At 60.0% G+C, this 20,063-nt stretch carries 22 protein-coding genes and 1 tRNA gene; 16 read left to right on the top strand and 7 right to left on the bottom strand.

What is annotated here, in order from left to right; genetic code table 11:
* The 4 genes from ACXYL9_RS08860 (at position 1) to ACXYL9_RS08845 (ending at position 3,493) form a co-directional block, all read left to right on the top strand.
* Positions 1-2,037, top strand: a complete 2,037-nt coding sequence (locus ACXYL9_RS08860) for an ATP-binding protein (protein ID WP_459039213.1) — start codon at positions 1-3, stop codon at positions 2,035-2,037.
* Between the two features lie 2 nt (positions 2,038-2,039).
* Positions 2,040-2,717 (top strand): O-methyltransferase, encoded by a 678-nt coding sequence (locus tag ACXYL9_RS08855; protein ID WP_459039212.1) that lies wholly within the window; start codon positions 2,040-2,042, stop codon positions 2,715-2,717.
* Positions 2,717-3,088, top strand: coding sequence for a tRNA-binding protein (locus tag ACXYL9_RS08850; protein ID WP_459039211.1), 372 nt, complete (start codon positions 2,717-2,719; stop codon positions 3,086-3,088). The genes ACXYL9_RS08855 and ACXYL9_RS08850 overlap by 1 nt, the downstream gene beginning before the upstream one ends.
* 138 nt (positions 3,089-3,226) lie before the next feature.
* Positions 3,227-3,493: a hypothetical protein gene (locus tag ACXYL9_RS08845; protein WP_459039210.1), complete on the top strand. Its 267-nt coding sequence runs from the start codon at positions 3,227-3,229 to the stop codon at positions 3,491-3,493.
* Positions 3,494-3,548: 55 nt separating this feature from the next.
* Here ACXYL9_RS08845 and ACXYL9_RS08840 read toward each other — a convergent pair whose 3' ends face one another.
* Positions 3,549-4,319, bottom strand: a complete 771-nt coding sequence (locus ACXYL9_RS08840; protein WP_459039209.1) for a cyclase family protein — start codon at positions 4,317-4,319, stop codon at positions 3,549-3,551.
* A 60-nt stretch (positions 4,320-4,379) separates the two neighbouring features.
* Between ACXYL9_RS08840 and ACXYL9_RS08835 the strand changes: the two genes are divergently transcribed.
* On the top strand, positions 4,380-4,922 hold the full coding sequence (locus ACXYL9_RS08835) for a DUF421 domain-containing protein (RefSeq protein ID WP_459039208.1): 543 nt from the start codon (positions 4,380-4,382) through the stop codon (positions 4,920-4,922).
* Here ACXYL9_RS08835 and aroB read toward each other — a convergent pair.
* Both aroB and ACXYL9_RS08825 read right to left on the bottom strand, forming a co-directional pair.
* Positions 4,919-6,028, bottom strand: a complete 1,110-nt coding sequence (aroB, locus tag ACXYL9_RS08830) for a 3-dehydroquinate synthase (protein WP_459039207.1) — start codon at positions 6,026-6,028, stop codon at positions 4,919-4,921. The genes ACXYL9_RS08835 and aroB overlap by 4 nt on opposite strands.
* Positions 6,019-6,588 (bottom strand): shikimate kinase, encoded by a 570-nt coding sequence (locus ACXYL9_RS08825; RefSeq protein WP_459039206.1) that lies wholly within the window; start codon positions 6,586-6,588, stop codon positions 6,019-6,021. Before ACXYL9_RS08825 ends, aroB begins: the two co-directional genes overlap by 10 nt.
* A gap of 71 nt (positions 6,589-6,659) precedes the next feature.
* Here ACXYL9_RS08825 and ACXYL9_RS08820 point away from each other — a divergent pair, with 71 nt between their 5' ends.
* The 5 genes from ACXYL9_RS08820 to ACXYL9_RS08800 all read left to right on the top strand — a co-directional run bounded on the left by ACXYL9_RS08820 (position 6,660) and on the right by ACXYL9_RS08800 (position 12,114).
* Positions 6,660-6,794, top strand: coding sequence for a hypothetical protein (locus tag ACXYL9_RS08820; RefSeq protein ID WP_459039205.1), 135 nt, complete (start codon positions 6,660-6,662; stop codon positions 6,792-6,794).
* A complete protein-coding gene (locus tag ACXYL9_RS08815; protein ID WP_459039204.1) occupies positions 6,791-8,692 on the top strand; it encodes a hypothetical protein in 1,902 nt (633 codons plus the stop codon). The genes ACXYL9_RS08820 and ACXYL9_RS08815 overlap by 4 nt, the downstream gene beginning before the upstream one ends.
* A gap of 8 nt (positions 8,693-8,700) precedes the next feature.
* Positions 8,701-9,588 carry a tyrosine recombinase gene (locus tag ACXYL9_RS08810; protein WP_459039203.1) on the top strand — a complete coding sequence of 296 codons (888 nt, stop codon included), beginning with the start codon at positions 8,701-8,703 and terminating at the stop codon, positions 9,586-9,588.
* A 9-nt stretch (positions 9,589-9,597) separates the two neighbouring features.
* Positions 9,598-10,542, top strand: coding sequence for an acetyl-CoA carboxylase carboxyltransferase subunit alpha (locus ACXYL9_RS08805; RefSeq protein WP_459039202.1), 945 nt, complete (start codon positions 9,598-9,600; stop codon positions 10,540-10,542).
* Positions 10,543-10,638: 96 nt separating this feature from the next.
* Complete coding sequence (locus ACXYL9_RS08800) at positions 10,639-12,114, top strand: M48 family metalloprotease (protein WP_459039201.1); 1,476 nt, start codon at positions 10,639-10,641, stop codon at positions 12,112-12,114.
* A 102-nt stretch (positions 12,115-12,216) separates the two neighbouring features.
* On the opposite strand, the gene ACXYL9_RS08795 is transcribed toward ACXYL9_RS08800, so the two are convergent.
* Together ACXYL9_RS08795 and ACXYL9_RS08790 are read right to left on the bottom strand one after the other, a co-directional pair.
* Complete coding sequence (locus ACXYL9_RS08795) at positions 12,217-12,381, bottom strand: Flp family type IVb pilin (protein WP_459039200.1); 165 nt, start codon at positions 12,379-12,381, stop codon at positions 12,217-12,219.
* Positions 12,382-12,509: 128 nt separating this feature from the next.
* Complete coding sequence (locus tag ACXYL9_RS08790) at positions 12,510-12,698, bottom strand: Flp family type IVb pilin (protein ID WP_459039199.1); 189 nt, start codon at positions 12,696-12,698, stop codon at positions 12,510-12,512.
* On the opposite strand from ACXYL9_RS08790, the gene ACXYL9_RS08785 reads away from it, so the two are divergent.
* From ACXYL9_RS08785 to folE, 4 genes are all read left to right on the top strand, one after another.
* Complete coding sequence (locus tag ACXYL9_RS08785) at positions 12,698-13,192, top strand: (deoxy)nucleoside triphosphate pyrophosphohydrolase (RefSeq protein WP_459039198.1); 495 nt, start codon at positions 12,698-12,700, stop codon at positions 13,190-13,192. The two genes, ACXYL9_RS08790 and ACXYL9_RS08785, sit on opposite strands and share 1 nt — an antisense overlap.
* Before the next feature lie 54 nt (positions 13,193-13,246).
* A tRNA-Arg gene (locus ACXYL9_RS08780) sits at positions 13,247-13,323 on the top strand.
* A gap of 124 nt (positions 13,324-13,447) precedes the next feature.
* The gene (locus tag ACXYL9_RS08775; protein WP_459039197.1) at positions 13,448-13,936 is read left to right on the top strand and encodes a hemerythrin domain-containing protein; all 489 of its coding nucleotides are present in this window, start codon (positions 13,448-13,450) and stop codon (positions 13,934-13,936) included.
* Positions 13,937-14,087: 151 nt separating this feature from the next.
* Positions 14,088-14,699 carry a GTP cyclohydrolase I FolE gene (gene folE, locus ACXYL9_RS08770; protein ID WP_459039196.1) on the top strand — a complete coding sequence of 204 codons (612 nt, stop codon included), beginning with the start codon at positions 14,088-14,090 and terminating at the stop codon, positions 14,697-14,699.
* A gap of 15 nt (positions 14,700-14,714) precedes the next feature.
* Here folE and ACXYL9_RS08765 read toward each other — a convergent pair whose 3' ends face one another.
* Positions 14,715-15,335, bottom strand: a complete 621-nt coding sequence (locus ACXYL9_RS08765; protein ID WP_459039195.1) for a TetR/AcrR family transcriptional regulator — start codon at positions 15,333-15,335, stop codon at positions 14,715-14,717.
* A gap of 100 nt (positions 15,336-15,435) precedes the next feature.
* On the opposite strand from ACXYL9_RS08765, the gene ACXYL9_RS08760 reads away from it, so the two are divergent.
* Positions 15,436-17,784, top strand: coding sequence for a TonB-dependent receptor (locus ACXYL9_RS08760; protein WP_459039194.1), 2,349 nt, complete (start codon positions 15,436-15,438; stop codon positions 17,782-17,784).
* Between the two features lie 75 nt (positions 17,785-17,859).
* Here ACXYL9_RS08760 and ACXYL9_RS08755 read toward each other — a convergent pair whose 3' ends face one another.
* Positions 17,860-18,339 (bottom strand): redoxin family protein, encoded by a 480-nt coding sequence (locus tag ACXYL9_RS08755; protein WP_459039193.1) that lies wholly within the window; start codon positions 18,337-18,339, stop codon positions 17,860-17,862.
* Positions 18,340-18,591: 252 nt separating this feature from the next.
* On the opposite strand from ACXYL9_RS08755, the gene ahcY reads away from it, so the two are divergent.
* Positions 18,592-20,010 (top strand): adenosylhomocysteinase, encoded by a 1,419-nt coding sequence (gene ahcY / locus ACXYL9_RS08750; RefSeq protein ID WP_459039192.1) that lies wholly within the window; start codon positions 18,592-18,594, stop codon positions 20,008-20,010.
* Positions 20,011-20,063 lie beyond the last annotated feature (53 nt).

Genomic DNA, 20,063 nt, shown 5'->3' with positions numbered 1-20,063 from the left:
TTGTTTTCCAAGATCCTGATTGCCAATCGCGGCGAGATTGCTTGCCGCATCATCAAGACGGCCAAGCGGATGGGGATCGCCACCGTGGCGGTCTATTCCGATGCCGATGCCCGCGCGCCTTTTGTGAAAATGGCCGACGAAGCGGTCCACATCGGACCGCCGCCGGCTGCCGAAAGCTATCTGATCGCCGAAAAGATTATCGCTGCGGCCAAGCAGACCGGGGCCGAAGCGATTCACCCGGGCTATGGCTTTTTGTCGGAGCGCGCCAGCTTCGTCGAGGCGCTGGACAAGGCAGGCATCACCTTCATCGGTCCGCCGGCCAATGCCATCGCCGCGATGGGCGACAAGATAGAGTCCAAGAAGCTTGCCAAGAAGGCAGGTGTCAACGTGGTTCCCGGCTTCGTCGGAGAAATCCGCGACACCGACCACGCCGTCGAGATCAGCAATGGCATCGGCTACCCGGTGATGATGAAGGCCTCCGCCGGCGGCGGGGGCAAGGGCATGCGGCTCGCCTATAGCGAGAAGGACGTGCGCGAAGGCTTCGAAGCAACCAAGCGCGAAGGCCTCAATTCCTTCGGCGACGATCGTGTCTTCATCGAGAAATTCATCGAGGACCCGCGCCATATCGAGATCCAGATCCTGGGCGATAAGCACGGCAATATTCTCTACCTCAACGAACGCGAATGCTCGATCCAGCGACGCCACCAGAAGGTGGTCGAAGAAGCGCCATCGCCCTTCGTCACGCCCAAGATGCGCAAGGCCATGGGCGAACAGTGCGTGGCACTGTCGCGGGCTGTCGATTACCACTCGGCCGGGACCGTGGAACTGATCGTCAGCGGCAAGGATCCGACCGGCGAAAGCTTCTACTTCCTCGAGATGAACACGCGCCTGCAGGTGGAGCATCCGGTGACCGAAGCGATCACCGGCATCGATCTTGTCGAGCAGATGATCCGCGTCGCTGCTGGCGAGAAGCTGGAAATGACGCAGGACGATATCGGTATCGATGGCTGGGCGATCGAGAACCGCGTCTATGCCGAAGATCCTTATCGCGGCTTCCTTCCCAGCACCGGGCGACTGGTCGAATATGAACCGCCGCTCGAAGGATGGATCGACGACGGCACTGCCAATGGCCGCCGCGGGGTCGACGGCATCCGTATCGATGACGGTGTCTACGAAGGCGGCGAGGTTTCGATGTTCTACGACCCCATGATCGCCAAGCTGGTCACTTGGGGCGAAACGCGCGACGAAGCTGCCGATTTGCAGGTTGAGGCGCTTGACGCATTCCGCATCAAGGGGCTGGGCCACAATATCGATTTCCTGAGTGCAATCATGCAGCATCCCCGGTTCCGGTCGGGCGATCTGACCACCGGTTTTATCGCCGAGGAATATCCCGACGGTTTCGAAGGTGCGTCTATCAGCGACGAATTGCTGCGCGGCCTGGCTGCGGTGGCTGGTGTCATCGCCACTGCCGATGCCGACCGGGCTCGCCGGATCAACCAGCAATTGTCGGAGGAGATGTATGCTCCGGGCGACTGGGCCATCCGGATCGGCCAGAGCGAGGCCGAGGCGCGGCACTACTCCGTGCGGATCGCCGAAGACGCAATCATGGTCGATGACGAGCCGGTCGATGTGCGCTTCGATTATACCCCTGGCCAGGATATGGTGGACGTCGAACTGGGCGATGATGGATTGACGCTTCAGCTCACGCCTACCCGCACCGGCTATGAAATCACCACCCGCGGAAGCACGCAGCATCTCCGTATCCTGCCGGCACGTGTAGCGCATCTGGCCGAGCATATGATCGAAAAGGAACCGCCCGATCTTTCACGGCTGCTGATCTGCCCCATGCCTGGATTGCTGGTGAAGCTTCACGTCGGCGAAGGCGAGGAAGTACAGCCGGGCCAGCCGCTCGCCACGGTCGAGGCGATGAAGATGGAAAACATCTTGCGCGCCGAGAAGGAAGGCAAAATCGCCAAGATCAATGCCGATGAAGGCGACAGCCTTGCTGTGGACGCGGTAATCCTGGAGCTGGAATAGCCGTGTCGGGTGTCGCAGGCTGGAAGAAGGTCGATCCGGCGTGGGCCGATGTCGACACCCTGATCGAAACGACACTGCTGGACGATGCTGCGAACCGAGAATGCGCCCTGCGCGCCGCCGATGCGGGGCTGCCGGATATCGCGGTGTCGCCTGCCCAGGGGCGCTTCCTCGAACTGATTTGCGGGATCATGGGTGCGCGCCGCGTGCTCGAAATCGGCACGTTGGGCGGCTACTCAACGCTATTCCTTGCTCGCGGCGTGGGTGAGGGAGGCGAAGTCGTGACGCTCGAGGCCAAGAAGACCTATGCTGCCATCGCTCAGCAGAGCTTCGATGCATCAGGACTGGGCGATCGTATCACCATGCATGTCCGCGCCGCGCTCAAATCGCTGGCCGATCTGTCCGGCCCTTTCGATCTGACATTCATCGACGCCGACAAGCCCAACAATGTCGCCTATGTCGAACATGCCCTGCGCCTGTCGCGCGCAGGTGCGCTTATTATCGTCGACAATGTCGTTCGCGAAGGCGATGTGATCGACCCGGCTGAAGATGATGAATCGGCCAAGGGTACGCGGGCCCTCTATGAATTCGTCCGGTGCGAAACTCGACTTGAAGCAACGGTGCTGCAAACAGTGGGTGCCAAGGGCTGGGACGGAATGATGTTCCTGCGAGTGAGGGACTGATGCATAAGAACCATGTGCCCGATGCGCCGGCTGCGGAGACCATAACCTTCGACGATTTCCTCAAAGTGGATATACGCATCGGGACCATCGTCGCGGCCGAGGACTTTCCTGAAGCGCGCAACCCATCCTACAAGCTGCGTATCGACTTTGGTTCGGCCATCGGCGAGCGGAAGTCATGTGCGCAACTGGTGGCCCGCTATGGTACAGATGAATTGATGGGACGGCAGGTGGCTGCAGTGGTGAATTTCCCACCGTGTCAGATTGGACCCGCCATGTCCGAAGTCCTCACGCTCGGCTTTGCCGACGATGACGGCAACGTCGTGTTGTTCGCTCCCGACACTAAATTGCCCAACGGGGCACGATTGTTCTAGGCGGGCAGAGCAACCGACTACGAACATCCTTGGCTGTGGATGAACCACATATTTTCCCGCATCTTCGGCTGCTTTTGCGCTATCTATCGAGCCAGAAAAAAACATCGAGTCGCGTTGCTTCGATGAAGGACTGACGCAATGGCACGAGTGGGTAAGGCATTTTTCGACAACAAGGGCGGGTTTCACAAGACGCCCGAGGACGCCACGATGAGCGATCTGGCCTCTTTGCTAGGCAAGATTGGCGAGGGCGAGAGCCTGTCTTTGGGCATCGCGCATGTCCTGCTGGTCAAACGGGCCGAGATTGAGATCCTGTTCGACCAGTATGATCGCATGAAGGAGGATGCGGACAACGCGATCCTCGGATCGGACAACGTAACGCCGATACCCAAACCCCGAGCGAACTAGGACGATATTTCGAGCGGACTAGTCTGCGCCTGCGCGATGCGCTCGAAGCTGGCGATCATTCGTCGAATATCGCCACTGCGCGGATCCAGCCAGCGCTCGCCCGTTCAATCTTGATCGGGAAGCAACTCACTGTGAAGCCGTGCGACGGCAGGCTATCCAGGTTCGCAAGCTTCTCGATCTGGTAGTAGGGCCGGATACGTCCAGCCTTGTGGCCCTCCCAGATGATGGCAGGATCGCGTTCGCTGGCCCAGCGGCGAGCGGTGTGGCTGAAGGGAGCATCCCAACTCCATGCGTCGGTCCCAACAACCTCCACGCCTCTTTCAGTGAGCCAAAGTGTCGCCTCTGCTCCGAGCCCGACGCCTTGGTCGATGAACCTTTCGCTGCCGTATTTCGCGCCGGACTGCACCAGCACGATGTCGAGCGGCTGGAGATCGTGATCTATCTCGACGAAAGCTTGTTCGACCTCTGCGGCATCCACCACATGGCCATGCGGCAGGTGCGAGAAATCAAGTTTGACGCCGGGGCGCAGGAAACGGTCAAGCGGCGCCTCATCAATGCTCGGCGCGGCGCGTGCACCGTCATCGGTGGTTGAATGGTAGTGCCACGGCGCATCCATATGCGTTCCGTTGTGCGTGCTCAGCTCGACCATCTCGACGGCCCAACCTTCCCCGTCGGGCAAGTCGCCTTTTTCCAGCCCGGGGAAGAACATGGCGATCTGCTGCCACGTATCCTCGTGGGTCATGTAAGTGACCTTCGGCCGCATGACATCCGGGTCGGAAATCACGTCATTGGTGATCGGAATCGAGAGATCGACAAAGCGCGTCATGGATCGGTGTTATCAAGGCCGTGGGAACTATCGTCAACGCGCTACGCTGAATGATCACGCATGGACATTCAATCGATCTTCTATGATGGCTGGGCCGGAGTGGCACGCATTGCGATTATCTCGGCTTTTGCTTACGCCGGTCTCATCATTGTCCTGCGCCTGAGCGGGAAGCGGGCGCTGTCAAAGCTCAACGCTTTCGACTTCGTCGTGACTGTGGCGCTTGGTTCAACGCTTGCAGCGATCTTGCTGAACAAGGATGTCGACCTGGTCGAAGGGATGGCGGCCTTTACCATGCTGATTGGGCTGCAATGGGTTGTCGCCTATCTTTCAGTTCACTGGGGCTTTTTGCGCAGGCTCGTTCGGTCGGAGCCGCGGGTACTTGTCCGTGAAGGTGAACTCCTGTCAGAAGCCATGCGCAATGAACGGATCACGAGGTCCGAGATTGATGCAGTGATCCGGCGGCAGGGGCTGGGCTCGGTCTCGAACGTGGCCTGGCTCGTGCTCGAAACGGACGGCTCGTTCAGTGTGATAAGCAAGGAAGATGCCGGCGATGGCAGCGCAATGCAAAGCGTACCTAGCGGGGAAGAATCCCAGCGCGTTTAGTGAGCCTGCAACTGCTCGTCGAGGAACGTTGCAACGTCTTCAAGATCTACATCTTTCGCAAGAAATGCTGCACCGATGCTGCGCAACAGAATGAACGGCAGCGTGCCGGCATCCATCTTTTTGTCATGCAACATGTGATCGACTAGTTCGCGTCCGCTGGCTTGCATGTTCAGGGTAGCGATTTCGATTGGCAGCCCTGCATCGTCGACAGCCTGCGCAATCCTGCTCGCTTCCGCGTCGGCCAGGTGGCCGCGCCGTGCCGAGTAACGCGCTGCCAATACCATCCCTAGCGCCACGCCTTCGCCATGCAGCAGACGTTCGGAAAAGCCGGTCTCGGCTTCGATTGCATGCCCGAAGGTATGGCCAAGGTTCAACAGCGCGCGAGTGCCGGTTGTCTCACGCTCGTCTTTGGCGACAATGCGCGCCTTGGCTGCGACACTCGTTGCCACAGCTTGTCCCAGCGCACCCGGTTCGCGAGCGAGCACATCGGTGCCATTTGCACTCAACCACGCAAAGAATTCCTCATTGCCGAGGACGCCGTATTTGAGGACTTCGGCATAGCCCGCGCGCATCTCGCGGTCCGGCAGGCTGTCCAGAGTGGTCAGGTCGGCAAGGACGAGTGAAGGTTGGTGGAATGCCCCGACCAGGTTCTTGCCAGCCTCGGTATTGATCGCGGTCTTGCCGCCGACCGAACTGTCGACCTGTGCCAGCAGGGTAGTTGGCACCTGGATGAAGCCGCACCCGCGCTTTAGGATGGCACAGGCGAAGCCTGTCAGATCCCCGACCACGCCGCCGCCAAGTGCGATAACATGGTCACTGCGCTCTACGCCTTGTGCGAGCAGCCAGTCAGTCAGCTTCGCCAGGCCGGACCAGCTCTTGGAACTTTCTCCGGGAGCGACTTCGTAAAGCTCAATTTCATGGCCGACGGCAGCAAGCGCCTTTGTCAATCTGTCGCCATGGTGCGCCCATGCGTTCGCATCGGCGACGACCGGAACTAGCTGCTTGCGCAGGAATGGTGTGGCCATTTGGCCTGCATTGTCGAGCACGTCGCGAGCGACATGGACTTCGTAGGCGCGGCCGGAAAGCTCAACCGGAATTACATCCATCGACCGATCGCCTCCACTATCGCGGCTGCCGTTTGCATATGCGGACCTTGCTCGCTGCGCACGTGAATCGGGGCCTGGGCATAAAACTCTTCACGCTCCCGCCGCAGGCGCTCGAGGGTCTGGGCGGGATCACCTTGTTGTAGCAAGGGTCGCGTAGAACGCCTGCTGGTGCGCTCCACCAGAGTTTTGGTATTGGCATCGATCCATACCGCGATTGCCTTGTCGAGAATCAATGCCCGCGTCTCGTCATTAATAAAGGCGCCGCCGCCGGTAGCGATGACCCCGTGCTTTTCTTCCAGCAGGCGAGCTATAACCCGCCGCTCTCCGTCGCGAAAATAGGCTTCGCCAAACTCGGTGAAAATCTCGGAGATCGACATTTGCGCCGCTTCCTCGATAGCCTCGTCAGCGTCGATGAAATCTCCTGCGACCAATTGGGCCAACCGCATTCCTACGGTCGATTTGCCCACGCCCATCAAGCCGACCAGCACGATCGGTCGGTCGATGCGCCGCGCGATCGCCTTGATGTCGGGTTGGCTAGGGGCGGGGTCACCATCTTGCATTGCCGCTTGGCGTAGAGATGGGCTAGGGCGAAGGCAATAAAGGGTAAGTTTTGCTGGAAGCGGGTTTAGGTATGGGTAAGAGGCGAGCGGCGGTGTGGTTCGCCTTGGCCGTGCTCGCCTTGTTCGCATGGGCTTGGTGGGATGGCGGGCGTGAACCGCTACACCCGATCGAGCAGGAAATTCCCGTGCCGGAGGGTCTGGAATGAAGCGGTTGATGGTGTTTGGTCTGCTGTCCGGTGCAGGAGCGCTGGCGCTGACGACGGGAATTGTCGCGGTGCAGGCTGCGCCCGAATCGTTGCTCCCGCCCGGTTTCGACGATCCAGCGCCGACCCCCAAGCCGCGTCCTACATCCACGCCGCGTCCGGCTCCTTCTGCCTCCCCTACGGGCGCAACTGGCAGCAGCACTGGCAGCAGTACTGGCAGCAGTACTGGCAGCGGGAGCACTGTTGACGGTACGCCGGTAGTCCAGCCGCTTCCCTCGGACACAGCTCGGACTCCAGCCCCGAGCACGGCGCTGCCCTCGAATCTGCCTTCGCTTGAAGAGCTTGAGAAGCTCGAACCAGACGCGCTGGACGAGTTGCTCGGACTCAAGCCGAAGTTTGATATGCCGTCGGCCGCACGTCGCTCGATGGAGCGGGTCGGGCTATTGTCAGAACCGGAAGGCGGGCTGCCCGTTGCTTCGCTGGGAAAACAGCCTGGCACTCTGGTTCGCGCAGCCCTCTCGGGTATTAAGCGACCCGTTGTCTCGCGTTGGGGGCATATCCTTCTGCGTCGTGCCCTCGCGAGCCGTCTGGAAACACCCCAGGGCTTGCGCCCTATCGAGTTTGCCGGATTGCGAGCGAAGGCGCTCAATGCGCTGGGTGAGCATCATGTTGCCCGGGCGCTGGTCCAGGACGTCGATGTCGGCAACTGGAACCGGACACTCGCGGATGCCGCGGTCGACGCCTATGTGGCCACCGGAGACATTGCAGGGGCATGTCCGGCGGTGAAGTTTCGCGGCGAATTGCGCGAGGATGCCGAATGGCAAATGCTGACCGCAATCTGCCAGTCCTTCACCGGCGAAAGTGCCCGCGCCCGCAGCAACCTCATCCGCATGCGGCAAAGAGACGCGGCGCCCACCATAGATGTGCTGCTGGCGCAAAGGTATGCCGGCGCAGCGGGCCGTGGTCGCAGCGCAGTCAATCTCGAGTGGGACGGGGTCGATGAACTGACACCATGGCGTTATGGTCTGGCAACCGCGCTGGGGGCCGAATTGCCGGAGGCGCTGACTGAAAAGCTCGATCCATATTACGAACGGGTCGCTGCGCGCACGGCGGCTCTGCCGGTCGCAGAGCGTTTGCGCGGCGCCGACCGGGCAGTGCGCGAAGGCATACTTTCGGCGGATTCCGCGATCGACCTCTATTCTCAATTCTATGCCGAGTACGGAACCGAGGGTGTTTACGGACCAGTCGCAGTGCAACTGCGCGAATCCTATGTCGCAGCTCAGCCTGCGGCGCGGCTTGCGGCCATCCAGGCGATCTGGGGCGGCGAAAACCCCGATTACGCGCGCCTTGCCCTGACTGCTTACGCCGCCGCCAGGCTTCCGGCGAGCGAGGAGTTCAGCGACAGTGCGGGTTCATTGATTGCGGCCATGCTTGCTGCCGGCCTGGACCGTGATGCGCTTGAATGGGGCCAGGTAGTTGCCGAAGGAAGCCAGGGTTGGGCATTGCTCGCACTAGCCCAGGCGAACCGATCGAGTGCTGTCAGCGAAGATGCAGTCGACTCCTTCGTTGACAATGACATTAGCGCCGGACAGCGCAAGTCGGCGTTCCTGGTAGCCGGCCTGGCCGGGCTGGGCCGACTTGAAGTTGACGTGGCAAACAGGTTCTCGGACGATCTCGGTCTCAATCTGGCGCGCCGGAGCAAGTGGAGCAGCTTGATTGGTCGCGCCGGTGAGCTGCGCAATCGCGCGCTCGTGTCATATCTTGCCGGGGTGGGTATGCAGGGCAGCAGCTGGGACCGGATGACCCCGCGCCATCTCTATCACATCGTGCGCGCGCTGAACCGGGCCGGGCTATCCGCCGAGGCCAGGATGATTGCCGCAGAAGCGGTCGCCCGGGGGTGACGGCAAGCGTGGGCGCGCCTTCGCCTGCAATCGCGGAATTTTTGGCGATGCTCGCTGCCGAACGCGGTGCGGCTGCTAACACGTTGGCGGCCTATAGACGCGATCTCGAAGCTGCGGAGGAGGCAATCGGCGACCTTGCTACCGCCCCCCGCGCGAAATTGTCGCAACTAGGAGTGGTCTGGGCCGACCTGGCCCCGGCGAGCGTGGCTCGAAAGGCATCGGCGTTACGGCAATTCTACGGGTTTCTCGTTGATGAGGGACAGCGCAAGGACGATCCTTCGCCCGCCCTGCCGCGCCCAGTCTCACGGCGCCCGCTGCCGAAACTGCTGAGCCACGTCGATATCGAGAAACTTTTTGCGCGGGCTGAACTGGAGGCGCAGAGCGAGAGCTCGGCGGCCTCGCGAACCCTGGCGCTGCTCGAACTGCTCTATGGGTCGGGTCTGCGCGCGACGGAACTGGTATCGCTGCCGGTGGCGGCAGTTCCGCGCGATGCGCCGTTCCTGACTGTTACGGGCAAGGGGGGACAAGCGCGCATGGTGCCCGTCAGCCGCCGTGCCCGCGCCGCGATCACCCGGTGGCTGGTGGCTCGGGATGCCAAATCAAGCTATCTGTTCCCCTCGCGCAGCAGCCATCTTAGCCGCGTGCGCTTGTTTCAATTGCTGAAGGAACTAGCTGCGCGGGCCGACATTGATCCCGCCCGGATCAGCCCACATGTCCTAAGACACGCCTTTGCCACTCATCTTCTCGAAGGTGGGGCCGATTTGCGGGTGTTGCAGACCCTGCTCGGCCACGCTGACATCGCTACCACGCAAATTTATACCCATGTCGACGCCGCGCGGCTTGTAACCTTGGTTAATGAGCGACATCCGCTTGCGGAAAAGGGCCGGGGCGACTAGCGCAGAGCCATGAATTCCTATCTTGATTTCGAGAAACCCGTTGCCCAGCTCGAAGGTCGGATCGCCGAACTGCGCGCCGCCGCCGAAGGCGACGAGGTCGATATTTCGAACGAACTCCAGCGGCTCGAGAAAAAGAGCGAGGCATTGTTAGCAAGTGCGTATGGCGCTCTGACGCCATGGCAGAAAACGCAGGTCGCGCGGCATCCGCAGCGGCCGCATTTTCGCGACTTCGTAGCGCACGCCTTCGATGACTTCGTGCCACTCGGCGGAGATCGCCACTATGGCGAAGACGAAGCGATCATGGGCGGGTTCGCGACGTTGCGTGGACGCAAGGTGGTGCTGATCGGGCACGAAAAGGGCAACGATACAGAAAGCCGGCTGCGGCACAATTTCGGCATGGGCAAGCCTGAGGGGTATCGCAAGGCGATCCGCCTGATGGAACTGGCCGGCCGGTTTGGACTGCCCGTGGTCACGCTGGTCGATACATCGGGCGCATTCCCCGGAGTTGAGGCCGAAGAACGCGGCCAAGCCGAAGCTATCGCTCGTTCTACCGAGGCCTGCCTCGCCCTGCCGGTGCCGATGGTCGCGACGATCGTGGGCGAGGGCGGATCTGGCGGCGCGGTCGCTTTGGCAAGCGCGGAGCGTGTCCTGATGCTCGAACACGCGGTTTATTCGGTGATCTCTCCCGAAGGCTGCGCGTCGATCCTCTGGCGCACCGCCGAAAAGGCTCCGGAGGCTGCCGAGGCTATGAAGGTCACCGCGCAGCACCTTGAAAAGCTTGGTGTAATCGACAGGATTATTTCCGAGCCGCTGGGCGGGGCTCATCGCGATCCGGCGGCTGCCGCGGCCAATTTGGCCGATACGATCAATGAAGAGCTTGACGCGCTGGTCGACTTGCCGGGCGAAACCTTGCGCCAGATGCGCGAAGAGCGGTTCCTGCAGATCGGCGGTTGACCGACAGGTAGGTGGCGTTCGGGAACTTGCGTTCTCATCCGGGGTTGGACGAATGTACTACATTCTCCACCCATCGGAGCGAGGGAACCGCAAACCATGAATAAGCTAGCTAAGATCAAACTGATGTGCGGCGCCGCGATCGCCCTTGGGCTGTCAGGCTGCATGGGCGCCGGCGGCGATATTCCCAGCGCCTCGGCACCGATCGCGCAGGACGAGGCCAAGATGGGGGCGGAAGCGCATCCGAAGCTTCTCGCCGAGTTTGGCGGGGCGATGACGGGGCCTTACGCCAATTACGTCGAGCAGGTCGGCAAGAACATCGCCGTCCAGTCCGGCCTTAGCGGCGCTCGTGATTCTTTCACGGTGAGCTTGGTCAACAGCCCGGTGCATAACGCATTCGCGATCCCAGGTGGCTATGTCTATTCGACACGCCAGCTGGTGGCTTTGATGAACAACGAAGCCGAACTCGCAGCGGTCCTGGGACATGAAGTTGGCCACGTCGCGGCCCGCCACGCCCAACGCCGCCAACAAACTTCTCAGCGAAATTCGATCCTAGGCGTCCTCGGCGCGATTGCTTCCAACGTCCTGCTGGGTGATTCGGGCCTCGGCAACACGTTGTCGAACGCATTCCAGCAGGGTTCGCAACTGCTCACGCTCAAGTTCTCGCGTAGCCAGGAGCTTGAGGCCGACGTACTCGGCATCGAGTATCTGAGCCGAGCAGGTTATGATCCGATGGCCATGAGCACGGTGCTTCGCAGCCTTGCCTTGCAGAACAGTCTCGATGCCCAAATCCAGGGACGCAATGCCACAATTCCCGAATGGGCATCGACCCACCCCGACCCGGCCAGCCGTGTGACCACGGCAGCGCAAAAGGCGCAAGGGGTGCAGGGCTCGGTTGTCAATCGCGATACGTTTCTATCCAAGATTGACGGCATATTGTATGGTGACGATCCCGAGCAGGGCGTGGTTGAGGGGCAAAACTTCATTCACCCCGACCTGGGATTCAAGTTCACGGCCCCGAACGGTTTTTATATGACCAACGGGACGCGCGCCGTCAGCATCAATGGCCAGTCCGGCCAGGCGCAGCTTACGCTCGCACCATACTCCGGCAATCTCGAAGATTACGTCCGTCAGACATTCCAGAGGATCGGTGGAGAACAGCAGCAATTGCAACCGTCCTCGATTCGTCGGACGACGGTCAACGGCTTGCCGGCAGCATATGGCACTGCGCGCGTCAGCAATGGTTCCAGCCAGGTCGATGTGACGGTGTTTGCTTATGAGTTTGCGAAAGACCGTGCCTATCACTTCCAGGCGGTGACGCAGGCCGGTAGCGCCAATGTCTTCAACTCCATGTATCAGTCGATGCGGCCCATCACTTCGGCCGAAGCCTCTTCAGTCATTCCTCGCCGTCTCGATGTCGTGACGGTGCAGCGCGGTGATACCGTTGCCTCGCTGGCCCGCAGAATGGCCTATGACAATGCGCAGGAAGCTCGCTTCCGCGTCCTCAACGGGCTTGGATCGAACGACACCCTGCAGGCTGGCCAGAAGGTCAAGGTCGTGGTGCGGTCGCGCTAAAGGTCCAGGGAAAACCGATCCGCAGTATTTTGCGCGGACCGCACATACAAGAACGGCGGGGATTGCTCCCCGCCGTTTTCGCTTCAGGTTTTGAACCGAGGCTTAGACAGCCATCGTGTCCGAAACGTTGGTGAAGGTGTTGTCCAGCTGATTGCCGAGGCCCTGCATGGCGGTGATGGCAGCGACAGCGATCAGAGCGGCGATGAGGCCATACTCGATTGCGGTTGCGCCCTGCTCGTCGTTCATGAGGTTCTTGAAAAATTTCATTTTAAGTCTCCTGGTTGGTCTTCGGTACCCGACTCTTTCCAGACGATCCCGGATTGAGTGATTTTGGGTTTAGGTACTTCAGGTTGACAAATTCCTAACTCGACTGACGGAATTTTTTACGATCGCGATCAGATGCTGCCGCGGCTTGTTGCTGCTTCGCTGGCCGCGGCAATTGTATTCCAAAGACCGATCGTTTCATTGCCGACACCCTGTACGGCGGCGACCATGCCAAGGAAGACCAGCGTGAGGATCAGGCCGTATTCCACGGCAGTGGCGCCTGACTCGTCATCGCGCAGTCTTTTGATCAGGTCTTGCATTGCATAATCCGCCCAAATTTTGCCAAGTGGCTACCTATTGGCCGGTTACGATTAAGAAAGGGTTGTCCTGCGGGCCTGAGATGGAAAAAAATTTTACACCTATACTGGTCGTCGCGGGTGCGCTGACTGACGGGCAGGGCCGGTGGCTGATGCATCGGCGTCCCTTGGGCAAACATCATGCCGGATTGTGGGAATTTCCCGGAGGAAAGGTCGAAAGGGACGAACTGCCGCGGCAGGCACTGGTGCGCGAGCTTGCCGAGGAAACCAGTCTTGCGGTCCGCCCGCACGCGCTCGCTGAGGCCGGTTTTGCTGCGACTTCGGCTGCCGAGGGGCAGCGCCCCATCGTCATTTTGCTTTACACTGCGGAAAAGTGGGCCGGCGAATTGAACGCTGCTGAAGGCGGGCAACTGGACTGGTTCACACCGTCACAGATCGAACAGCTGCAAAAGCCGCCTTTGGACGTGGAACTGGCCCAAAAACTGTTCGAAAAATAGGCCGAAGGGGATTGCCAAGCAGCAGGTGCCCTCCTATGTGCCGCCCTCCAATGTGCGCCAGTAGCTCAGCTGGATAGAGTACCTGACTACGAATCAGGCGGCCGGAGGTTCGAATCCTTCCTGGCGCACCAGAAAAGCCCATCCCGGCAACGGGGTGGGTTTTTTTGTTTCTGCGGTGAGCTGCTCGTCGCAGCGAACTGGAACAAGTGGCCTGCGGTCCGGTTGGTAGGTGACAGACCACCGAGGAGACTCCCGATGACCACCCAAGGCATATTCAAGCGGCTCAAGGCCGATCATGACAGGCACCGAGAATTGCTCGACAAGATTGGCAATACCAGCGGTGACAGTGAAGAACGCCGGCAACTTCTGACCGAGTTCACCAAGGAGGTGAAAAGCCACGCCGCCGCCGAGGAGCAATCAATCTACGCTGAAATGCTCGAGAACCCGGAGACCAATGACGAAACACGCCACTCGGTCGCCGAACATCATGAGCTCGAGGAGTTGCTCAACGATCTCGCCGCAACGGACATGTCGTCATCTGCGTGGTTGCAAAAGTTCAAGAAGCTGGACCACGATTATCGTCACCATATCGACGAAGAGGAGGAAGAGCATTTCCCCGACTTTGAAGAGCAGCTCGACGAGCAGAAACAGCAGCAGCTTGAAGACAAGTTCGAGAAGCGCAAGGCGCAAGAGCTGCAAGAGGCTGAAGTGACGCCTGAGAAGATGGAAGACGCCAAGGAATAGGTATCACCGTCCAGGCACTCAAAAACCCGGTCCTTCGTGGGCCGGGTTTTTCTTTTGGGGAGGCGGCCGGATACACAAGGCTGGACAATCGGCTCCCACGCTCCCACCTCCGGCACCAAGAACGCTAGCGGCGCAGGAAAGGCACGACACGATGGGCTGTGAGACCGATTATATCGAGGACCCCGCGACCGCGAAGCCGGATGTGCCCGATCATGTGCAGGAGGCCATTCGCACCCTGATCGAATGGTCTGGCGACGATCCTGCCCGCGAAGGCCTGCTCGACACCCCAAAGCGTGTGGGGCGGGCGTGGCTGGAGTATTGCCAGGGCTACGCCGAAGATCCGGCCGTCCATCTCAGCCGGGTGTTCGAGGAAGTCGGCGGCTATGACGAGATCGTGCTGCTCAAGGACATCCCGTTCCAGAGTCATTGCGAACATCACATGGCTCCGATCACCGGCAAGGCGGCTATCGCCTATCTGCCCAAGAACAAGGTGGTCGGTATCTCGAAGCTGGCACGCGTGCTGCATGGCTATGCCCGTCGTTTGCAGATCCAGGAGCGGCTGACGGCCCAAGTCGCGGACTGCATCTGGGATAATCTCGATCCGCACGGCGTCGCCGTAGTCATCGAGGCGCAGCATGGCTGCATGACGGGGCGCGGCGTGCGCACACCGGGCGTAAGCATGATTACAAGCCGTCTGCGTGGCTGTTTTCTCGATGATCCGCGCAGCCGCAAGGAAGTGTTGAGCTTGATGGGCTACGGCTGAAATCGTTGAGTTGGACTACCGCTTGGCGATGCCGCCCTTCAGAATGTTGCGAGCACGTTCGGCGACTTGTTCGATGTCGTCGCCGCCTTGGCTCCAGACTGCATAACGCAGGCCAAGAAATACGTTCATTCCCATGATCGCCCAAGCCTCGGTCTCGCCGAGGTCGTCGCGAAATTCGCCTTTGTCCGAGCCGGCCTGCAGACGGTCCTGAATGCGCGCAGCCGTATTTTCATAATGGGCGCGATAACTGGCGGGGTCGACGAATTCGGCTTCGTCGATGATGCGATAGATTTCCTTGTTCTCCTGCGCGAAGACAAGGAACGCGGCGAGGGCGTCGCGTTCGATTTCGAGTGCGCTGACGCTGCCAGCGATGCCCTTGGCGGCGGTTGTGCGGACCCCGTCGCTGAAGTCTCGTACGAGGGCTTGGAAGATCGCCTCCTTCGATTCGAAATAGGTGTAGAAACTGCCGAGTGCGCAACCTGCGCGGCGGGTGATGCCGCTAACGGAAGCTTCGTGAAAACCCCTTGCTCCGAACTCCAAAGTTGCCGCGTCGAGCAGTTTTCTGCGCGTGCGCCGCCCCCGCGCGGTAACCGGTTCGGTCGGGTTTTTTTCGCTCGCGGTTTCGCCCTGTCTCATGGGGTTATCCTAGGTATCGGCAATCCGTTCCACAAGCAGAACTTGAAAGTTGGTTCAACTTTCAATATCGAGGTGTCCAGATTCCACGTGGGAGAGTTCGATGTCCAAGATTTCTGGGTTGAAAATGGCCTTGTTGGCCGGGGTTGCAGGTTCATTCGCTTATGCTGTTCCCGCCATGGCGCAGGATGACCAGGGGCAGACTGATACTGCCGCGACAAGCGGGGGCTATGGCCAGCCGATTGTCGTGACTGCCCGCCGCCGTGAGGAAAGCATCGTCGACGTTCCGCTGTCGATTACCGCCATTTCGGGCGAGCAACTCGAGCGCAGCGGAACGCAGGATCTGACCGAAATCGCGAAAGAGGTACCCAACCTCACGCTGGAAGTCTCTCGCGGAACCAACACCACGCTTACTGCCTTCATCCGCGGCGTGGGTCAGCAGGACCCGGTTGCTGGTTTCGAGGCGGGCGTCGGCCTCTACGTCGATGATGTTTACTTGAACCGTCCGCAAGCAGCAGTGCTTGATGTTTATGAAGTCGAGCGGATCGAGGTGCTGCGTGGGCCGCAGGGCACGCTTTACGGCCGCAACACCATCGGCGGGGCGATAAAATACGTTACCGCGCGCCTGCCCGATGATCCCAGTGTCAAGATTCGCGGGACTTACGGATCATATGATCAGGCCGACCTGATCGTCACCGCTTCAACGCCGATTTCCTCCAACCTGCGAATCGGGGCGAGCGGTGCGCGGCTGAGCAGGGGTGGTTTCGGCGACAATCTGGTTCAGCCAGGGGTCGAGAACTACAACAAGGATGTATGGGCCGCGCGCGGAACGATCGAATTCGACAGTGGTCCCCTCTTTGTCCGCCTTTCAGGTGATTACGTGAAGGACGAGAGCGATCCCCGACAGGGCACCAGACTGATCCCCGGCCTGCTGACCGGTGCCCCGGTCCTTGACGATGTCTATGACACCCGCGCTGGACTCGATGTCGTCGAGCAAAAGGTCGAGGCCTATGGCGGCGCGCTGTCGATTGCACTTGAAGTGTCCGATACCATCACTCTCAAGTCGATCACCGGATATCGCGAAGACAAGTCGACTTCGCCGATCGATTTCGACAGCCTGCCGTCTTCCGATCTCGATGTCCCGGCCATCTATGAAAACGACCAGCTGAGCCAGGAATTCCAGCTCCTGTATGAAAGCGATCGGTTGAGCGGCGTGCTGGGAGCCTATTACCTCGATGCCAATGCCTTCACTGCGTTCGACGTGGCGCTGTTTACCATTGGCGACCTAATCAGGCTGCCGGGCCTCAATGCGCAGACTTTGGGCGATGTCGGGACCAAGACCTGGTCGGTATTTGGTGACTTTACCTATGACATCAGCGACCGCCTGAGCGTCTCGGTGGGTGGTCGTTACACCAGTGACAAGCGATCCAGCCGCATCCTTCGTACCACCTTTATTGGTGGATTTTCCGACCTGTTTCCGCCTTCCACCGCCATTCCGATTGCTGTGACATCGGATTTTGTCGGCAGCGAGACGTTCAAGGAGTTTACCCCGCGCGCCTCGATCAGCTTCAAGCCGGACGAGAACAACAACATCTATTTCACCTATTCGCGCGGATTCAAGGGAGGCGGTTTCGACCCGCGTGGCCAATCAACCGCCGCGCCTGATCTGGATGGCGATGGCGACCGTGATTACGACGATCAGTTCGCTTTCCTGCGCTTTGCGCCGGAAACCGTCGACAGCTACGAGTTGGGCTGGAAGGCATCGCTGCTGGATAATCGCCTGAATGTCAGCGTTGCTGGCTTCCTGGGCGATTACAGCGACGTACAGATCCCGGGTTCGGTGGGTATCGATACCAATGGCGACGGGGTAAACGACAGTTTCATCGGCGTTACCTCCAATGCCGGTGCAGCCAACGTCAACGGCTTCGAATTCGAAGCAAATGCACTGGTCGGCCGCGATTTCGCCGGAGAAGGCAGCCGGTTCAATGTCAACTGGGCGCTGGGCTTCCTCGATGCCGACTACAACACGTTCATCGATGCTTTCGGCAATGACGTGGCCGACCAGCGGGTGTTCCAGAACACGCCGGAGATGACCGTCCATGCCGGCTTCGTGCTGGGCGTGCCGGCAGCTTCGGGCATGGTCGACCTGCTCGGTTCGGTTTCCTATCGCAGCGATGCCAGCCAGTTCGAGGCACCCAATGCGTTTCTCGACCAGGATGGCTTTGCCCTGGTGGATGCCGGGCTGGTTTACACAGCTGACAGCGACCTTTTCACGATCGGGGTCCATGCCAAGAACATCCTCGACAAACGCTACATCGTCGCCGGGTACAACTTCGTGAGTGGCGGGACCAATGGGCAGCCTTTCACCCCGACACTGGGCCGCGAGGGCACGCTGACGGGATTCTACGGCGACCCGCGGCGCGTTTTCGTGACTGCTGAAGTGCGCTTCTAGGACCAGCGACCGCTGGAAACGAGAAGGGGCGCCCTTTGCGGGGCGCCCCTTTTTGTTGAGTTCAGGCTTAAGCGATCAAAGCTGGCCGAGCAAATGCTCTGCACTGGAAACCGAGAAATCGCCCGGCTGCTCGACATTCAATTCGGTGACCTTGCCGTCTTCAACGATCATCGAATAACGCTGGCTGCGGGTGCCAAGGCCGAAGCCGCTGCCGTCCATTGTCAGACCGAGCTTTTCGGCAAATTCGCCATTACCGTCGGCCAAGAAGGTGATGTCCTCGGACCCATTGGCCTGCTGCCACGCGCCCATCACGAACGGATCATTGACCGAGGTGCACACGATCTCGTCGACACCCTTGGCTTTCAACTCGGCAGCCTTTTCGACGAACCCCGGCAGGTGCTTGGCCGAGCAGGTCGGGGTAAAGGCGCCGGGAACGGCAAACAGTGCCACTTTCTTGCCGGCGAAATAGTCGGCCGCCTTGACCTGTTCGGGGCCGGATTCGGTTGGCTTGGCGAGGGTCGCATCGGGGAGGCTGTCGCCCTTGGAGATGGTCATATCGGCTATTCCTTTTTTGCTCTCGGGTTATCTGCAATTCCAGATAGGCGGCAATCGGCTCGGTGCAATGGCTAGATTGTGGTCCGAGTAGGTTCTTCAGGCTCTAAAATTGAAGGTGCGGGCATCAGCATATAAAGATATCCTTATATTTGATTTGCCCCGCGGCGAGCAGGTCGCTAAGGCGCGCGGGACATTATTTCGCGCACCTTTGCCGTACATGCAGGGTGCGTTCGCATCGCTAGGAGCATCGACATGGCTACGCTCGCCAAAGACACCGAATACGTCATCAAGGACATCGCACTTGCCAAATACGGCAGGGATGAAATCGCAATCGCTGAGACCGAAATGCCGGGCCTGATGGCCCTGCGCGAGGAATATGGCGAAAGCCAGCCGCTCAAGGGTGCGCGTATTACCGGTTCGCTGCACATGACCATTCAGACTGCCGTCCTTATCGAGACACTGGTAGCCCTCGGTGCCAATGTGCGCTGGGCCACCTGCAACATCTTCTCCACCCAGGACCATGCTGCTGCTGCAATCGCGGAAAAGGGTATCCCCGTCTTCGCGGTCAAGGGTGAGACCTTGGCCGATTACTGGGATTATGTCGGTCGCATTTTCGACTGGGCGACCGAAGACGATGCCGACCAGACCGCCAATATCATCCTCGACGATGGCGGCGACGCGACCATGTTCGCACTGTGGGGCGCACGCGTCGAAGCCGGTGAAGAACTGCCCGAACCGCAGAACGCCGAGGAAATCGAATTCCAGCGCGCGCTCAATGCATTCCTCAAGGATCGTCCCGGCTACCTGACCCGCTCGGTCAAGAATATTGTCGGCGTTTCGGAAGAAACCACTACCGGTGTCCATCGCCTGTATCACCTGGCCAAGCAGGGCAAGCTGCCGTTCCCGGCCATCAACGTGAATGACAGCGTCACCAAGTCGAAATTCGACAACCTTTACGGCTGTCGCGAATCGTTGGTCGACGCCATTCGCCGCGCCACCGACGTCATGCTGTCGGGCAAGGTCGCTGTCGTCGCCGGTTTTGGCGATGTCGGCAAGGGTTCGGCGCAGTCGCTGCGCAATGGCGGGGCCCGCGTGCTGGTGACTGAGATCGATCCGATTTGCGCCCTTCAGGCGGCAATGGACGGGTTCGAGGTCGTCACTATGGAAGACGCGGTCAAGACCGCCGACATCTTCGTAACCGCGACGGGCAATGAGCACGTCATCACCGCCGAACACATGAAGGCGATGAAGGACAAGGCGATCGTCTGCAACATCGGCCATTTCGACAGCGAGATCCAGATCTCGGCGCTCGACAATTACGAGTGGAACGAGTTGAAGCCGGGCACCGATCTGGTGAAATTCCCCGACGGCAAGGAAATCATCATCCTTGGCCAGGGTCGACTCGTGAACCTGGCCTGCGCCACTGGTCACCCCAGCTTCGTGATGAGCTTCAGCTTCACCAACCAGACGCTGGCCCAGATCGAGCTTTGGACAAAGGGCGATGAGTACAAGAACGACGTCTACGTCCTGCCCAAGCACCTCGACGAGAAGGTCGCCGCGCTCCACCTCGACAAGCTGGGCGTCAAGCTGACCACGCTGAGCAAGGTCCAGGCCGACTACATCGGTGTGCCGGTTGAAGGTCCGTTCAAGCCTGATCACTACCGTTACTGATCCTCGACAAACGGTAAAAAAGGACAAGCCCTCGCGATTGCGGGGGCTTTTCC

This window comes from Qipengyuania sp. CAU 1752, assembly GCF_054482615.1.
This window is presented reverse-complemented; position numbering and strand designations above follow the sequence as displayed.

Bases quoted from the DNA above. Each gene is read 5' to 3' on its own strand.
- ACXYL9_RS08800 (WP_459039201.1), top strand. From the start codon at position 10,639: ATGAATAAGCTAGCTAAGATCAAACTGATGTGCGGCGCCGCGATCGCC.
- ACXYL9_RS08825 (WP_459039206.1), bottom strand. From the start codon at position 6,588: ATGCAAGATGGTGACCCCGCCCCTAGCCAACCCGACATCAAGGCGATC.
- ACXYL9_RS08760 (WP_459039194.1), top strand. From the start codon at position 15,436: ATGTCCAAGATTTCTGGGTTGAAAATGGCCTTGTTGGCCGGGGTTGCA.
- ACXYL9_RS08790 (WP_459039199.1), bottom strand. From the start codon at position 12,698: ATGCAAGACCTGATCAAAAGACTGCGCGATGACGAGTCAGGCGCCACT.
- ACXYL9_RS08815 (WP_459039204.1), top strand. From the start codon at position 6,791: ATGAAGCGGTTGATGGTGTTTGGTCTGCTGTCCGGTGCAGGAGCGCTG.
- aroB (WP_459039207.1), bottom strand. From the start codon at position 6,028: ATGGATGTAATTCCGGTTGAGCTTTCCGGCCGCGCCTACGAAGTCCAT.
- ACXYL9_RS08840 (WP_459039209.1), bottom strand. From the start codon at position 4,319: ATGACGCGCTTTGTCGATCTCTCGATTCCGATCACCAATGACGTGATT.
- folE (WP_459039196.1), top strand. From the start codon at position 14,088: ATGGGCTGTGAGACCGATTATATCGAGGACCCCGCGACCGCGAAGCCG.
- ACXYL9_RS08835 (WP_459039208.1), top strand. From the start codon at position 4,380: ATGGACATTCAATCGATCTTCTATGATGGCTGGGCCGGAGTGGCACGC.
- ahcY (WP_459039192.1), top strand. From the start codon at position 18,592: ATGGCTACGCTCGCCAAAGACACCGAATACGTCATCAAGGACATCGCA.
- ACXYL9_RS08775 (WP_459039197.1), top strand. From the start codon at position 13,448: ATGACCACCCAAGGCATATTCAAGCGGCTCAAGGCCGATCATGACAGG.
- ACXYL9_RS08755 (WP_459039193.1), bottom strand. From the start codon at position 18,339: ATGACCATCTCCAAGGGCGACAGCCTCCCCGATGCGACCCTCGCCAAG.
- ACXYL9_RS08845 (WP_459039210.1), top strand. From the start codon at position 3,227: ATGGCACGAGTGGGTAAGGCATTTTTCGACAACAAGGGCGGGTTTCAC.
- ACXYL9_RS08795 (WP_459039200.1), bottom strand. From the start codon at position 12,381: ATGAAATTTTTCAAGAACCTCATGAACGACGAGCAGGGCGCAACCGCA.
- ACXYL9_RS08850 (WP_459039211.1), top strand. From the start codon at position 2,717: ATGCATAAGAACCATGTGCCCGATGCGCCGGCTGCGGAGACCATAACC.
- ACXYL9_RS08805 (WP_459039202.1), top strand. From the start codon at position 9,598: ATGAATTCCTATCTTGATTTCGAGAAACCCGTTGCCCAGCTCGAAGGT.
- ACXYL9_RS08765 (WP_459039195.1), bottom strand. From the start codon at position 15,335: ATGAGACAGGGCGAAACCGCGAGCGAAAAAAACCCGACCGAACCGGTT.
- ACXYL9_RS08820 (WP_459039205.1), top strand. From the start codon at position 6,660: ATGGGTAAGAGGCGAGCGGCGGTGTGGTTCGCCTTGGCCGTGCTCGCC.